Genomic DNA, 15,182 nt, shown 5'->3' with positions numbered 1-15,182 from the left:
TATGTTTGTTATTATTGTGTGTTTTAATGCTGTTTTTTAACTCTGCTTCTGTAGCTCTAGCGTGAAGCAACTGCCTTGACCTACGGTCGATTGGACGCGAATTTTCCCGCCAAAATCTTGGATAATGTTGTAGCTAATCGACAGCCCAAGCCCCAACCCTTCGCCGACTTCTTTTTGGGTGTAAAAGGGGTCAAAGATGTCTTTGAGACTCTTGCTCTCAATCCCGCAACCTGTGTCACTAACATGAATCAATACCCGCTCCGCTTGTTCTTCTATTTGAATACTGATGCGCTTTATTTGAGCGTCTGATAAGGCGTCTACCGCGTTGCTTAATAAGTTGACCAGCACTTGCTCTAAACGGATTGGTTCTGCCAGTACTAACAGAGGCGTTTGCGATGTTATGTCTTGTGAGTAGAGGCATTTGCAGCCAATGTCGTGCATAGGTGCAGACATTAGTTCAATCGCCTCTCTAATGACTTGGTCTAGGTCGACGGCGCTGCATTCTGTGCCTGCTTCGCGGGCAAAGGCTTTGAGGTGTCGAGTGATGCCAGCGGTCTTTTTCAACAGATGATTAATCTTCAACAAGCTTGCGTGTACCTTGTCGTAATGACCTTTTTCTAAGTGTCTACCGGCGCTGTGTATATGGCTCGCCATGGCGGTAAGAGGCTGGTTTATTTCATGGGTAATGCCCACGCTCAGTTGCCCTAGTGCGGCGAGTTTTCCGGCTTGTACCAGCTCTGATTGCGTTGTTTTTAGCTGACTTTCGGCGGCGATGCGCTCTTCAATTTCAGCGGCCAGCTGGTGGTTGGTTCGTTCAACTTCAATGGCCGTGTCTTGGAAGAATTTTAGATCACGAGCCATGCTTGAAATCTCATCATGGCCGACAATACGAACCTCGGTTTCCAGTTGCGAACTGGCGATGGCCCGCATGTTTTTTTGCAATTCAGAGATGCGTTGTAGAACATTTTTTCTGACATAAAACCATGAGATCGCACAGGCAACCGCCAGACTAACAAGAGACAGCAGTAAGACGTTGCGAATGCTGCTCTTCATCAGTTGCATGGCATTATTCAGAGAGTCTCGAATGCTGGTGTTGGTGCTATTGGTGTATTGGTTTATTTGCGCCGCTAGTTGCTGAATGTGGTTTTGACTGTTTTCTAGAAAATAGCTCTGTTGGTAGCCCAGTTCTAGCTCTTCATTTTTGAGTTGAAACAAGTCTCCTTGACGCGAACTTAGGGCGATCAGGGTCGTGATGTCTTGGCGTAAAAGAGGCGTTAAATAAGGCAACTCAGGCAAACGACTTTGTATTTCACTGCCTAGGGCTTCGAGTCGTAAAAAAGTGTAATCCAACTCATTAAAAGACGCATCATTGCTAACCTTCTCCATTAATCCTGCCAGATAATAGAGGCGATGGATCACCGGAGCCCATTTGGCTGATTGCGGTAAATTGTTCAGTTTTACAATTAAATTGTCGAAGAAAGGGAATATATAGTGGTTCTGCTCAGTAATGGCCGCGCGCACCGTCTCACGTTTTTCTACGCTTTGATTGAGTAGGGTAAGGCTGTTGTGGATCTGTGCCATGAGCTCGACAAAGTAGCGGTTGTAATCGGGTAAATTGCGCATTAGCGCATCCATATCTGTAATGGCGCTACGCAGCGCTTGCATGGCATTTTTACGAGCGGTATTGGCGTCAGCGGTTACCAATAATGGTGCGGTGGCAACGATCAAGCGGCTTTTATCGTTGAGGCGTGCAGCGGCCTCTAAGCCAGGAATGTCCTGTTGATTAAGCGCGGTAAGGCGATGACTCAAATCTAAATAAGTGTGTGTTGCCAGTCCGCTGGTAATAAGCGTGATCGACGAAATAAGCACAAACGCAAAAAACAAGCGTCCGCCGATGCCTATTTGCCGTATCCATGAAGAAAGCGATACGTACATGGGAATTGAGCCCTGTTTGTTATTATTGTGTGTTTGGGTAATGAAAAATTAGTGCCAACTTTCTCGGCTGAGAAATGGGGCATTACGCCACTTAAGCGCGGACAAAAATGTCCCATTAATAGTTATAACGGTTATTTGTAAGAAAGGTAAGGGATGTTTCAAGAGACTAACAATGGACGCCCTTTATGGCGAATTGGCTGTAAAGACAAAGCCACTGCCCATAATAAGCAGCGGCTTTGTTTTACAAGGCGTGATGATTACTAGTATTGAGAGTCTTTTAGCACTCTTTCACCATAAATGCCGTTTTTAGGGATTGGCTTATAGCTCGAGTTGGCGGCGCGCATCACTCGAATGCCTTCTGCTCCAGCGTCACGAGCGGAAATGATATCGCCGTCTGCATCGCCGTAGTAAATCTTGATGTCATGCGCTTTTATGTACTGAGTCTTTGTGTATTCAGTACGGCTGCTGCCGGCAAAAATAACATCGTTCATTTTCTTGATCTGAAAGGTTTTTTGCAAATAGTCAGTGGTGAAATGACAAGCAGAACCTGTGCGTCCCGTAATGAAGTAAATATCATCGCCACGTTCTTGGTGCATTTTAATTAGCTTCTGTGCAATCTGCTTAGGCATACTGAATTTATCCCATCCGCAGTTCGCTTTATCCCAGAATTTTTGGTTTGTTAAATAAGAGTAGCCACCTGGTGAAAACATCTGTTGACCACGATAAAAGACAGGGGAGCTAAACAGGGTCGTATCATCGATATCAAAGCCCACGGCAAAAGGGGGCTTCCCTGCTAATTCATGCTTAATGTCCGCGACGGAAATCATTTTGACATCCTTTGGTATGCCCGCAGTGGTCATATCAATGGTGGAATAGCCTTGATGAGTGCCTGGAGTCTTTGGGTCTGCATTAGCAGATAGGCTGGCAACACAAGCCAACACGAGAGTAAGAGTGCGAAAGGTATGGTTCAATGTGATCCCTCAACGTTATTGTCTGAATAATAATCCTGCATTCTATAGCGAAAAAATACGACTTTCTATGGTCTTGTTTCTAATGGAATAGGTTTGCTAAATGGAGACAAAAAGGCGACAAGGAATATTCAATCGACAGGAGTATTAGCCTTGTACTGTACCTTTGCACATAAGTTTTGCAGCTGTCTGATCATGCGTTTATCTTAGTTTTTACAAAATAGTTCGAATAAGGGGCTATGATATTATTATTTATCATAATATCCCTAGGGATTACTGAATATTTAAGGTGGTTTAGATATGTCTCTAAGTTATAAAAATGAGATGATTCTACCTGATGCCAACATTGTTCATGCGTTATATGAGGGACTGACTGATCGAGAAGGTTTTCATCATTTTTTAGATCTTCTCCGAACGACGCATAATGCATGTGCTGCGGAATTAGTGTTTGTTCGTAAGCAACCATTACAAATTGATCACCTTTGGTATGCAGGGCTGCCGGATGATTTTATAGATTGGTATACAAAGAATAATATGATCCAGCAGGATCTAGTTTCTAGATATGCAACTTTTCAGCCTCCAGGGTTATTTCATTCAGCTTTGTCTATCAAGGATGAGTTGAATGTCACAGAAGATTATAAGCGCTGGCAGAATGATCAGAATATGCTAGATAGTGCTTGGTTAGTTGTTCATTGCACGCAGACTCACACAATATTATTAACGATGCAGAGGACTGTTGACCAAGGTATATATCATCCTGAAGAGCTAGCTCGGCTTAATCAATTAGTGCCCTTTATCCGGCAAGCCGTTTTGTTGTATCAGCAAATTGATCAGCGAAATGTGGCGAGAAAAACACTAACCAGTGTGATTAACGCTATGCCTCAGGCAACATTGGTACTAAATGAACAGGCTGTTGTCATTCATTCTAATCAGCCTGCGAAAGCATTTTTATTAGAAGAAAAATTATTGTCTGTTCGGAACGAGCGATTAATGTTCCAACAGAATGATGTTCAAAAAGCCTACCTTAGATCGTCGGTGCAAGTGATCCGAGCTAGCATGGGACAAGGTGAATATGATGCAGACACCTTATTTTTGCAAAGAATAGGCCGCCCCCCACTAATTGTCCTGATAAGGCCAATGGAAAGCACTGATGTTTCACGGGGTGGTGCCTTAGTGACTATTGTTGAGCCTGCTAAGAGAAAACTACCAAAGGCGGAAACGATTGGACAATATTTTTCGCTTTCACCTGCCGAGTCTGAATTATGTGAGGATTTAGTCACAGGGCTAACGTTAAAAGACATTTCAAAAAAGAGCGGAAAAACAGAAGCAACAATCCGCTCTTATTTGAAAAATGTTTTTATTAAAACCAATCACTCAAGGCAAGGAGAGCTCATTAGTAGTATCTTATCCGCTTTGCTCCATTGACTAGATACAGAGTTAGCAACGCTTACTAAGTGTTAGAAACTATTCTTTTTGACATACAAAAATCATAGTCACATTACAGCGAAATTCATTTTTCTTTTGCTGACAATTCTTTTTGGCCATGTTGCCACTGTTCGCCTTTAACCGTCCATTATGGTCGTTACGACACATTGAATGCGCCTTGTTTTCAGCGTTGGTTTGTGACAAATCAAGCGCTTGCTCATACGCAAAATAGCTACCTGTTGTACCGCTTGCCTCTATGTTTATGTTGGTTGGCTGAGCCGCTATCACTTTGGTTTCTACAGGTTTTGATCTGGCTATTGTTTGTTGTGAGTGCGGCTTAGATTTTGGCAGGGGAGCATAGCGCTGCTCAATTTTATTCACATTCGATTGAACCTGTGTTGTCACTTGTTCTTTGTGCTGTATAAAGGACGCTTTTTGCTGTTCTGGTGTTTTTTGTGTGTTTGTAAAATCACCCATGGTGGAAGAAAACATGCTTACATCTGGTCCTAAATCGCTGAAATCACTAGTGGCGACGGCCACCGTCGCTGCAATCGCAATGATTTTACCGAAGTCGAAGCCGTTACCTTGGTCTTGTACTCTGGCATTTTGTTGCGCTTGTTGTTCTGATTTTAAGTCGCGTTTGAACTGAGCCAACATGCCCGCGTCAGAAGGTTTTAACCCAGAATATTTTGAACTGATAAAAGGCATGCCGATGAAGTAATTTGTGCCGGCTAACGTGGTGATTTCTTCTTCACCTTGATAGCTCACTTTCCCAATAAAAAGGATATTAGCGATTGAATGTCTCAGTGAAGTATCAGGGTTTTCTTCATAAATGTGCTTGAACATGCCTCGGCTAGGAATGGCATAGAATTCTCCGGTTAACGTTGCGCCAGTGATAGAGTGGTAAATTCCTTCATGTGGGAATGTGATGGTTTGCTTGCTGAAAGGGTCGTAGTACTGTGTCCATTCACCGGTAAAATAATCTAATTCGCCATTAATATGCGGGTAAAACTTAGTCCCACTGACCGGCCTGCCATCTTTATAAAGAGTGGTAAACTCTTGACCTTTGTAGTCAATGGTATAAGTACCGCTACCAATCTCCCCTCCATCCCATTGGCCGTGGTAGGTTACTTTTGCGAATGGTGAGTAGAGAGATCCAACACCATTAGAGCAGTCCCCAGATTTACATTCGGCAGGCCCAAGCCCATGAGGCATCTGTAATGTTGAGCAGCCAGCGCATGCTAAACAGATAATTAGTAAGCACCATTTTGATATAGTGATAAGCATTATTTAAAAGGCCTCACAATCTGATTTCTGTACAAGCTCTCCCTGATCAAAACATAGGTTGGAACCGTATTTGCCAAAACTCTCTTGTAGACCTTGTGCTTTACCGTTTAGAGAGCGTCCAACGCCATCATGAACGGCTCCTGTATATCGATAAGAGCGAATCCGTTGTTCTTCTTTGTTTAAGGTCATAAAGTGTTGAGTAAAATAGATGTCAGGACTTGATGGTGCTTCAATCATATTTAATTGGTCATTTCCTTTCTTATAAGTGTAAATAAACGAAGGATCTTTTAAATTACTCAGGCTAAGTGCCAACTTGGTACCAAAGTCTTTTGTGAAGTCATCACCAATAATAGAAGAGTATAGGCTGATAGACACACTATGATCAGGTGCTATTCGCTGAACATGTTTTGTTTCAGTAATAGAGTGTGTGCCATTAAAGTTAGCTCCTGTTGTCTTGATTAGGTATTGGCTATCAATTAAAAAACTAACGTTACTAGCATCTGAATGGTTCGTTAATTTTTGACAATCTATGGTTGATGCATATAAAGCACCACCTTGCCAATTATAAGTCTGCTGGATATCTTGCCCTGCAGCAGAAGATGCGTCCTGACCAATTCGTTCAGTGAGTGATTTTTTTGAATCTTTATTTTTTCTAGTGGTATCAAGTAGATCGGCAATGGCTGTAAAACCGGATATGTCTTGAAGTACCTTCTGGTTGAGGTTACAGCTGCTGTATGAACTGGTATCCACAGGCATTTTATTAGTGTTGTGATATATCTCTAATTTCTTTCTAAAATCAGCCTGAGCATTTGTGAAAGCGGGTTGTTGAAAAGCAGGAAGTTCGCCTTTTTTTGCCCCCGTCGCATCCATTATCATTGAAGTGTTTGAGAAACAGCCAGATAAAGTGAGAGTGATTCCTGCAGATAATACGATCTTTAGCGACGTTACTTTATTCATAATTCATCTTCTTTTTGGTTTTTGCTGACGATTTAAATATAGACTCTTTACAATCGAGCAGACCACCCTCATTTGAGGGGGGAGACAAAAAATAAACTAATTTTTTATAACTAATCAGATGAATGAGTCATCTGAAATCAACTAAAATTTGATTGATAAATGAACGCCAGAAAACTGAAATGGCCTTTTTTGGGTTAATTAAAAGTGCGCTTAAATGACCTCTAGAATCCTTTCTGACGTGGCTGGCGGTATTACAGAGTGTAAGCCAACCCGATGAACGTTGCCGCCAGTGCCCATGGCAAGGCCGTTGCCGTGTTGAACCGAAATGAACCAGCGTTTTATTGTGTACCAGCAGAAGCTTATGAAGCCTTAATGGATAAATTGGAAGATATGGAGCCTGTAGCTCTCGCGAAGAAACGCGCAAATGAAGAAAGTATCTCAGTCAGCATCGCTGACTTATAAACTCGAATTCAAAAAGAACGCTCAAAAAGAGCGCTCTAAAAGAGTGGCAAAAACTTGGGGCCACGCACCAGCATCAATTGAGTGCTTAGATCATCTACATCTTCCTGCTTCAAAGCTTTCAGGAGCGGACTGTACTTCCCAGGCTGTGAGTCGGCCAAAAGCTTAGTTTTTCTTCAACCCCAAGTAGTTTTCAATCCCTTTGATCTGGTCTTCTGCGTGGTGGTTGACATACAGCACAGTGGTTTCTTTGCCTTCGCAGATCTTTTCGATCAAGGCGAGTACTAGCTGGCGGTTCATGTCGTCTAGCCCTAGGCAAGGCTCGTCTAGGATCAAGAGCGGTGGGTGCTTTACCATGGCGCGGGCGATGAGTAACAAGCGCTGGTCGCCGTAGGACAGTTTGTTAAATGGTTGGTCTGCGCGGTCTTTCATGCCGAGTAGTTCAAGCCACTGGTCGGCGATTTTCTTCTGGTTATCGGTGGACTTTGTGTACATGCCGATGCTGTCAAAAAAACCTGAAATAATCACGTTGCGACAACTGGTACTCACGCGGTATTCCCATTGTAATGCCGTCGAGACGTAGCCGATAAATTGCTTAATTTGCCAAATACTCTCGCCGTTGCCACGCTGGAAGCCGAAAACGAAAATATCGTTGGTGTAGCATTGCGGGTGATCGCCAGTGATTAAAGATAAAACACAGGTTTTGCCGCTGCCGTTAGGGCCGCTAAGCTGCCAATGCTGGCCTGGTTCAATTGTCCAATCCAGCTTGTCGACGATGGTCGTATCGCCGTACTTTATGGTCGCTTGTTTGAGCTTAACGAGGGGTTGGCTTGAATCTAACTCGGGCAGTTTATTCGCAGGGTCCGCGTCTGGCACATGCAGATCGGTGGTTTTTAAATGCAGCAGTTGGTATAGCTCGCCAAACGCTTGCTCGTCATTTTTGTCTATTGTCAGTGTTAGGCGTCCCTTATCGCCTTGCTTTTTATCCGAGCTGTCTTTGTCTAGGTAGGCGACGTGAGTGATAAACTCCGGCATTTCATCAAAGCGATTGAGTACCATAATCATCGGAACTGTGTCAGCGATGCTGATCAGGTGCTCTTGTAGCATGGTCAGTGTGCCAGCATCTAAACCATCAAATGGTTCGTCTAAAATCAACAAGTTGGGTTTGCTGGAGAGGGCGCGGATCAACATGACTTTGCGTGTTTCACCTGTCGATAGTTTTCGAAAGGCGCGATCGAGTAAGGATGTTAAACCAAATTTTTCAACGAGTTCTTGTGCCAGTTTAGGGTCCTGACAATCATCGAAAATCATTTCATGGACAGGTGTGCCAAGGGAGATAACGTCCATGATATCGGCGTCGTCTTTTTTTAATTCTTTGGCAATCAATTCCGCCTGAGCTTCAAATGAGACTAAGCCAACCTTGCTTGGTAAACCTGATAACTCACCGCCTTCAATCTCTCCAACGCCTGCAAGCACCGCAGCTAAAGCGGATTTCCCAGAGCCGTTGGTGCCAGTAATCACCCAATGTTGGTTAGCTTCAATGGTCCAATTAATCTCGCTTAGTTTAAAGCGATCATCAAAGTTCACTGTCACTTTCTTTAACTGGATAGTGTCTAAGCGGATTGTGTCCATTCTACTTTCCTAATTGTTGTGTATTTTTAATAGAGATTGAGTTTTAAAAGAGACAAAAAAGCCGAGTTTTCAGTGATGAAAAAACTCGGCTTTTTATGAGTAAATTACGATGTTATGAGCGCTGCCAAGACGAGTCTATTTTTAACAACGTATTGGCGAGCGCAATAATCGTATTAAACGATTTTTTTCATGTCAGCCATGTGGCCGCGAAGTACTGCACCGATCGCTTCTACTGGGTGAGAGCGAAGTGCGGCATTTACTTCGATTAGACGAGCGTTGTCTACGCCGTTGTCTTCAGTAGAAAGACCTTTACCGATTACGTCAGTTTTGATGTCTTTCATGAAGTCACCTAGCAATGGTAGACAAGCGTGGTTGTATAGGTAACAACCGTATTCAGCCGTATCAGAGATCGTTGCGTTCATTTCGTAAAGTTTCTTACGAGCAATAGTGTTCGCGATTAGTGGTGTTTCGTGTAGAGACTCGTAGTAAGCAGACTCAGCAACGATACCAGCGGCTGTCATTGTTTCGAAAGCCAATTCAACGCCCGCTTTAACCATAGCAACCATCAAGATGCCATTGTCGAAGAATTCTTGTTCAGAGATTTCAACGTCACCTGCTGGTGTTTTCTCGAAGTTGGTTTCTGCTGTTTCTGCGCGCCAGCCTAGAAGATTTTTATCATCGTTCGCCCAGTCTTCCATCATGGTTTGAGAGAAGTGGCCGCTGATGATGTCGTCTTGGTGTTTGTTGTACAAAGGACGCATGATTACTTTCAATTCTTCAGAAAGATCAAAGGCTTTGATCTTAGCTGGGTTAGAAAGACGATCTAGCATGTTAGTCACGCCGCCGTATTTCAATGCTTCAGTAATCGTTTCCCAACCGTATTGAATTAGACGAGATGCGTAGCCTGCGTCTATGCCTTCTTCAACCATTTTGTCGAAGCAAAGGATAGAACCCGTTTGCAACATACCACAAAGGATAGTTTGCTCACCCATAAGGTCAGATTTTACTTCCGCGATGAAAGAAGACATCAAAACGCCTGCTTTGTGACCGCCAGTACCGACAGCGTAGGCTTTTGCTAAAGCAAGACCTTCGCCTTTAGGATCGTTGTCTTCGTGAACAGCGATAAGCGTTGGAACACCAAAACCACGAACGTATTCAGCGCGAACTTCAGAACCTGGGCACTTAGGTGCAACCATGATTACTGTTAGATCTTCACGGATCTGCATGCCTTCTTCCACGATGTTGAAACCGTGAGAGTAAGATAGGCAAGCGCCTTGCTTCATAAGAGGCATCACCGCTTTAACAACAGGAGTGTGTTGCTTATCAGGCGTTAGGTTCAGTACTACGTCAGCTGTTGGGATAAGCTCTTCGTAAGTGCCTACAACAAAACCGTTTTCAGTGGCATTTTTCCAAGACTGACGTTTTTCAGCAATGGCTTCAGCACGCAATGTGTAAGATACATCTAAACCACTGTCGCGTAGGTTCAAGCCTTGGTTAAGACCTTGAGCACCACAACCAATAACAACAATTTTTTTACCTTTAAGCGCTTCTACGCCATCAGCAAATTCAGAGCTGTCCATGAAACGACATTTTGCCAATTGAGCCAATTGCTCACGTAGCGGTAAGGTGTTGAAGTAGTTAGCCATGATAAACACATCCTAATTATTATGATTAAAGCATTAGCGATTAAAGGCGCCAAAGTGCTATTTAAGTTCAGAAAATGGGTTACATCGATTGCCAGAACACTGGCAAATCATGTTAGTGAGGTCACTGTATAGAAAAGCCACTCTTTCGTAAATTGATATATTTGCAATATAACGTCCCATTTTTTGCAAACATAAGATAAGATGACGTTTATGAATATACGATCCTTAAAACACTTTCTTGCGTTAGCAGAAACGCTCCACTTTGGTCGCGCCAGCGATGAGTGTCACATTAGTATTTCTGCGCTCTCGCGTAACATCCGCCAATTAGAAGACGAGGTGGGTGTCAGCCTGTTTAATCGTGACAACCGTACGGTTACCTTAACTCAGGAAGGGAAGAAATTTCTCAAATACGCTCGAGATACCAGCAACCAATGGAACATGATTCGCCATGAGCTGATGGACAATTCCGATCAGTTACATGGAGAAATTAGCCTATACGGTTCGGTGACGGCCAGTTATAGCTTCTTATATGAGTTGCTTAGTCGTTTTCGTATTGCATACCCAAGTATCGAGATTAAGTTGCGCACAGGCGACCCCGAACATGCGATTGCTCACATTCTTGATGGCAAAGAAGACATTACAATAGCGGCACGTCCTGCCAATTTGCCCCGTGGTTTGGCTTTTAAACCTCTTGCAACCTCACCGTTACTGTTTATCGCGCCATTAGAGCAGCAAGTACCGAATGTACCCACGTTGGCGCCTGCCACCTCGCAAGAATGGGCAAATATTCCAATGATATTGTCAGAAAGTGGTGTGTCACGGGCTCGTGTTGATGAATGGTTTCGACAGCACGGAATTGTGCCGCGTATCTATGCTCAGGTGACGGGGAATGAAGCCATTGTGAGTATGGTGAGTTTGGGTTTTGGCATTGGCGTCGTGCCAAAAATTGTATTGGAAAACAGCCCGCTAATGGATCGCATTCAAGTATTAGAGGTGAAACCAGAGCTAGCGCCTTATGACATTGGTTTGTTTACTCTGAAAAAAAACCTCAAGAACCCCATGGTCGAAGCCTTCTGGAATCTGATGTAATTGGTCTGTTTGATGGCGGCGTTTGAGCAGAGACTGTTGCGGCTCCATTTCTCTGTTTTTATTATTCTCCGGTTATTGTGCTGGTTTAGTGTTACAGTCGTCACGTCGCTGCTCTGATCTATTAGCCTTTGGCAAGCTAAGCCCCTTCTCCTTTATTTACGGCTTCTTTTTTCAGTTCCTCTTCCGACAATGCGTTTAGTAATAACCAGTTTATTGGCGTGGCTGATCACGCGTTTGTGAGCTCAATCCAGTTTATTTACATATAAAAGGACATGGTATGAGTCAATTAACATTCGGCGTTATTGGTACTTCTAGAAAAGAAGATGAGCGACGTTATCCAATACACCCAGAGCACCTACTTCGTATTCCCTTATCTGTTCGCCAACGGCTTATTTTTGAAGAAGGTTATGGTGCGGCGTTTAATATAAGCGATGCCGAGATAGCAGCGCAGACAGGTGGAGTAGCGACTCGGCATGAGATTTTAGCTGACATTGGCTGCGTGATTATTGCTAAACCTGTGCTAGCCGATTTAGAAGAATTGCGCGAAGGTGGCATCTTGTGGGGGTACGTACATTGTGTGCAGCAACAAGATATTACCCAGGCCGCTTTAGATCGTAAACAGACACTCATTGCTTTTGAAGATATGTTTGTTTGGTCTCCAAGTGGACAAGTAGGGCGCCACACTTTTTATAAAAACAATGAGATGGCCGGCTACTGTGCCGTAATTCATGCCTTACAACTAAAAGGTATTGATGGTCATTATGGCAATCAGCGTAAAGTCATTATCTTTAGTTTTGGTGCCGTAAGTCGAGGCGCCATTTATGCTCTTAAAGCCCATGGATTTCGTGATATCACCATATGCATACAGCGTCCTGATCATGAGGTTCGTGAAGAAGTATTGGATTGTCATTACGTAAAAGTCCGTGCAGGTCATGCAGGAGAAGCGCGTATGGTGGTGGTTGAACACGATGGCGCCATTCGCCCGTTAGCGGACTTGCTGGGGGAAGCGGATATTATTGTGAATGGTACTTTCCAAGAAACCGATCACCCTACGAATTTCGTTATCGAATCTGAGGCATCTACCTTGAAGACTAACAGTTTGATTATTGATGTAAGTTGTGACGAAGGTATGGGTTTTTTCTTTGCTAAGCCAACGACCTTTCAAGAGCCACTGCTTCGTTGTCATGGCGTAGATTATTATGCGGTGGATCATACGCCGAGTTATCTTTGGGAAAGTGCAACCCGTTCTATTTCGGCCGCTTTGGTTGTGTACTTAGAATGTGTCTTGGCTGGGCGTGATGATTGGCAGAATAATGAAACGATTCGTCGGGCAATTAATATCGACAAAGGCATTGTGAAAAACCCACTTATTTTATCCTTCCAGCATAGAGGGCTAACACCCCCTTATATTGCTTTAAACTAGTTTCTTATAAAGTTACTTATTGAAAGATAATGCAAAGGGCGTACAGATTAAGTTTTGTACGCCCTTTGCTGTGGTGCCAACACATGATGTACCAAGCCTGTCTATTATCATTGTTGTTTTTCCTTGTGGTAAAAGTGACTTCCTTTTAGTCTGTTGGCCACGTTATTTTCAGACAAGGAGTTTAGCATGCAGCACGATTCTCTTTCCGTTCAAGTCACCCGTGGCGGTATTGTTGAAAGCGAACACAGTATTAAGGCGGTTATTGTTTCAAGCACTGGCGAAGTAGTGGAATCGTGGGGGGACGTGGACTCATTGGTTTATCCGCGTAGCGCCATTAAAGCCATGCAAGCCTTGGCTTTTATTGAAATGGGGGGCGCTAAACAATTTGCTTTTGATGACGAGGAGATCGCGATTTGTTGTGCGTCTCATAGCGGTGAGCCGAAACACGTGGCAACCGTGCAGAGCATGTTGGATAAATTGGCACTGTCTGAAACCGACTTTGAATGTGGGTGCCATTGGCCTATGCGCGCCGAAACCAGTTATCAACTGGCGGGCGAAGGAAAAACGCCAACTCAATTACACAATAACTGCTCAGGTAAACACGCCGGAATGCTTGGTTTAGCCAAACTGTTAGGCTCGTCGCCTCGTGGTTATATTGAGGTTGATCATCCTGTTCAACAAAAAATCGCCTCTACCATGGCTCAGATGTGTGAGTACGATTACAGCACCGCACCTTGGTCGCCAGATGGCTGCTCAGCGCCTACTTGGGCGATGCCGCTGACCAATCTCGCGTTGGCATTTGCCAAATTTTCTTGTCCTCAGGGGCTGGCACCAGAGCGCCAACTTGCCTGTAAAAGCCTATACAATGCCGTCGTTAAACACCCCTTCATGGTGGCGGGCACAGAGCGTTATTGCACCGATATGATGACGCTTCTGCAACAGCGGGTATTTTTGAAACTAGGCGCAGAAGGCGTGTATGTGGCGGCGATTCCTGAATTGAAACTTGGCATTGCTTTAAAATGTGACGATGGCGCTATTCGTGCGGCAGAGTCTGCGATGACCGCTTTATTAGACCATGTCGGTATTACAAATTTTGTGTCTGACGAGAAAATGAATAATTACCGTTCAGTGACACTGAAAAACTGGGAAAAACGCATCACAGGCGCGATTACTTGCGCACTGTAAAACATCACGAACCTAGGCACAGAGAATCACAGATAGATCCCTATTATGGGCTTTTGTTTTGGTGTCAACGGTGGACAATACACACCTTAATATTAATGCGTCATAGATAGGTAGGAAGGAAGGAAGGGATCAGCTTGTTCAGCTTGCTTAAAAAAGAATGGTTTCTAGTAGGGATGTTGGCCGCTATTGGGCTGTCGGTTATATGGCCTAATGCGGGTGCCAGCCATGGGCTCTTGCGATTGGATCAAGTAACGCAATGGGGCATTGCTCTGGTGTTCTTCCTGCATGGAGTCAACCTTTCTCCACGAGAAGTCCGCAAAGGCTTAGGCAGTTGGCGTTTGCATGTGTTTATTCAACTTGCGACCTTTGCTGTGTACCCGCTTATCTGGATACTGCTTGGTCAGTGGTTTGAGCAATTTTTACCACAAGCGCTGGCGTTCGGTTTTTGTTTTTTATTGATTCTACCGAGCACAATTTCTTCGTCAGTGGCCATGACCGCCATTGCGGGGGGAAATGTCCCCGGTGCGATTTTTAATGCTTCACTGTCCAGTGTGTTAGGGATATTTCTGACGCCGTTATTCGTTCAGCTTTTTATGGGAATGAGCGGCGGGCATGTCGATCTTGGCGATACAGTGGGGCATATTGCCGCCTTGTTACTGCTGCCGATGGTGATAGGGCAGGTGATAAGACCTTTTATTGGGGAGTGGTTACGCCAATATAAAAGCGTCACTAGCAAACTGGATAAACTGGTCATTCTGCTGATTGTCTATAACGCCTTTTGTGACTCTGTGGTGCGGGGTGTTTGGCACGACTTTGATGTTATGACGTTATTCACTGTTATCGTCTTGTGTACGGTGATTTTGTTGCTGATGATTGTGTTGTTGATGAGCCTCTCGAAGGGGTTGGGCTTTTCCCCAGAGGATCAAGCCGCGGCACTGTTTTGTGGTACTAAAAAAACACTGGCAGCTGGTGTACCTATGGCAAAAGTAATCTTTGGCGCTAGCCCTATGCTAGGGATGTTGTTATTGCCCATTATGATTTATCATCCGTTACAAATATTCATTTGTGCAGTGTTGGCTAATAAGCTGGCAGCAAAAAATAACAACGCCTCCTAATAAAAACACTTCTAAGTCAGAGCGCTTTGCCTAGCAAGGTGCGTGTCTTTCTATTGGCTGA

At 44.1% G+C, this 15,182-nt stretch carries 11 protein-coding genes and 1 pseudogene; 6 read left to right on the top strand and 6 right to left on the bottom strand.

What is annotated here, in order from left to right:
• Positions 1-36: 36 nt before the first annotated feature.
• Both E0D71_RS03895 and aphA read right to left on the bottom strand, forming a co-directional pair.
• A complete protein-coding gene (locus tag E0D71_RS03895) occupies positions 37-1,935 on the bottom strand; it encodes an ATP-binding protein (RefSeq protein WP_133001965.1) in 1,899 nt (632 codons plus the stop codon).
• Between the two features lie 260 nt (positions 1,936-2,195).
• The gene (gene aphA, locus E0D71_RS03890) at positions 2,196-2,906 is read right to left on the bottom strand and encodes an acid phosphatase AphA (RefSeq protein WP_133001964.1); all 711 of its coding nucleotides are present in this window, start codon (positions 2,904-2,906) and stop codon (positions 2,196-2,198) included.
• Positions 2,907-3,203: 297 nt separating this feature from the next.
• Here aphA and E0D71_RS03885 point away from each other — a divergent pair, with 297 nt between their 5' ends.
• A complete protein-coding gene (locus E0D71_RS03885) occupies positions 3,204-4,328 on the top strand; it encodes a helix-turn-helix transcriptional regulator (protein ID WP_133001963.1) in 1,125 nt (374 codons plus the stop codon).
• A gap of 39 nt (positions 4,329-4,367) precedes the next feature.
• Here the strand turns inward: E0D71_RS03885 and E0D71_RS03880 are convergent, their stop codons facing one another.
• Both E0D71_RS03880 and E0D71_RS03875 read right to left on the bottom strand, forming a co-directional pair.
• Positions 4,368-5,543 carry a hypothetical protein gene (locus E0D71_RS03880; RefSeq protein WP_165942943.1) on the bottom strand — a complete coding sequence of 392 codons (1,176 nt, stop codon included), beginning with the start codon at positions 5,541-5,543 and terminating at the stop codon, positions 4,368-4,370.
• A gap of 75 nt (positions 5,544-5,618) precedes the next feature.
• Positions 5,619-6,572: a hypothetical protein gene (locus E0D71_RS03875; protein ID WP_133001961.1), complete on the bottom strand. Its 954-nt coding sequence runs from the start codon at positions 6,570-6,572 to the stop codon at positions 5,619-5,621.
• A 214-nt stretch (positions 6,573-6,786) separates the two neighbouring features.
• On the opposite strand from E0D71_RS03875, the pseudogene E0D71_RS03870 reads away from it, so the two are divergent.
• Positions 6,787-7,034: pseudogene (locus E0D71_RS03870) on the top strand (type II toxin-antitoxin system Phd/YefM family antitoxin).
• A gap of 162 nt (positions 7,035-7,196) precedes the next feature.
• Here the strand turns inward: E0D71_RS03870 and modF are convergent.
• Both modF and ilvC read right to left on the bottom strand, forming a co-directional pair.
• Complete coding sequence (modF, locus tag E0D71_RS03865) at positions 7,197-8,663, bottom strand: molybdate ABC transporter ATP-binding protein ModF (RefSeq protein ID WP_133001960.1); 1,467 nt, start codon at positions 8,661-8,663, stop codon at positions 7,197-7,199.
• A gap of 173 nt (positions 8,664-8,836) precedes the next feature.
• Positions 8,837-10,309 carry a ketol-acid reductoisomerase gene (ilvC, locus tag E0D71_RS03860; RefSeq protein WP_133001959.1) on the bottom strand — a complete coding sequence of 491 codons (1,473 nt, stop codon included), beginning with the start codon at positions 10,307-10,309 and terminating at the stop codon, positions 8,837-8,839.
• A gap of 210 nt (positions 10,310-10,519) precedes the next feature.
• Here ilvC and ilvY point away from each other — a divergent pair, with 210 nt between their 5' ends.
• From ilvY to E0D71_RS03840, 4 genes are all read left to right on the top strand, one after another.
• The gene (gene ilvY, locus E0D71_RS03855; protein WP_133001958.1) at positions 10,520-11,398 is read left to right on the top strand and encodes an HTH-type transcriptional activator IlvY; all 879 of its coding nucleotides are present in this window, start codon (positions 10,520-10,522) and stop codon (positions 11,396-11,398) included.
• Between the two features lie 277 nt (positions 11,399-11,675).
• Complete coding sequence (locus E0D71_RS03850; RefSeq protein WP_133001957.1) at positions 11,676-12,821, top strand: N(5)-(carboxyethyl)ornithine synthase; 1,146 nt, start codon at positions 11,676-11,678, stop codon at positions 12,819-12,821.
• A gap of 186 nt (positions 12,822-13,007) precedes the next feature.
• Complete coding sequence (locus E0D71_RS03845) at positions 13,008-14,006, top strand: asparaginase (protein ID WP_133001956.1); 999 nt, start codon at positions 13,008-13,010, stop codon at positions 14,004-14,006.
• 134 nt (positions 14,007-14,140) lie between these two features.
• Positions 14,141-15,121 carry a bile acid:sodium symporter family protein gene (locus E0D71_RS03840; RefSeq protein ID WP_207923320.1) on the top strand — a complete coding sequence of 327 codons (981 nt, stop codon included), beginning with the start codon at positions 14,141-14,143 and terminating at the stop codon, positions 15,119-15,121.
• The last annotated feature ends 61 nt before the right edge of the window (positions 15,122-15,182 follow it).

This window comes from Marinomonas sp. KMM3893 (genome assembly GCF_004352855.1).
In the GTDB taxonomy this organism is placed as follows: Bacteria; Pseudomonadota; Gammaproteobacteria; order Pseudomonadales; family Marinomonadaceae; genus Marinomonas; species Marinomonas arenicola.
Note: the sequence above shows the minus strand (reverse complement) of the source record. Positions and strands in the feature narration are given on the sequence as shown.

What these genes read in the sequence shown, in the direction of transcription:
- E0D71_RS03895 (WP_133001965.1), bottom strand. Translation starts at nt 1,935, where the DNA reads ATGTACGTATCGCTTTCTTCATGGATACGGCAAATAGGCATCGGCGGA.
- E0D71_RS03885 (WP_133001963.1), top strand. Translation starts at nt 3,204, where the DNA reads ATGTCTCTAAGTTATAAAAATGAGATGATTCTACCTGATGCCAACATT.
- E0D71_RS03880 (WP_165942943.1), bottom strand. Translation starts at nt 5,543, where the DNA reads ATGCCTCATGGGCTTGGGCCTGCCGAATGTAAATCTGGGGACTGCTCT.
- E0D71_RS03875 (WP_133001961.1), bottom strand. Translation starts at nt 6,572, where the DNA reads ATGAATAAAGTAACGTCGCTAAAGATCGTATTATCTGCAGGAATCACT.
- modF (WP_133001960.1), bottom strand. Translation starts at nt 8,663, where the DNA reads ATGGACACAATCCGCTTAGACACTATCCAGTTAAAGAAAGTGACAGTG.
- ilvC (WP_133001959.1), bottom strand. Translation starts at nt 10,309, where the DNA reads ATGGCTAACTACTTCAACACCTTACCGCTACGTGAGCAATTGGCTCAA.
- ilvY (WP_133001958.1), top strand. Translation starts at nt 10,520, where the DNA reads ATGAATATACGATCCTTAAAACACTTTCTTGCGTTAGCAGAAACGCTC.
- E0D71_RS03850 (WP_133001957.1), top strand. Translation starts at nt 11,676, where the DNA reads ATGAGTCAATTAACATTCGGCGTTATTGGTACTTCTAGAAAAGAAGAT.
- E0D71_RS03845 (WP_133001956.1), top strand. Translation starts at nt 13,008, where the DNA reads ATGCAGCACGATTCTCTTTCCGTTCAAGTCACCCGTGGCGGTATTGTT.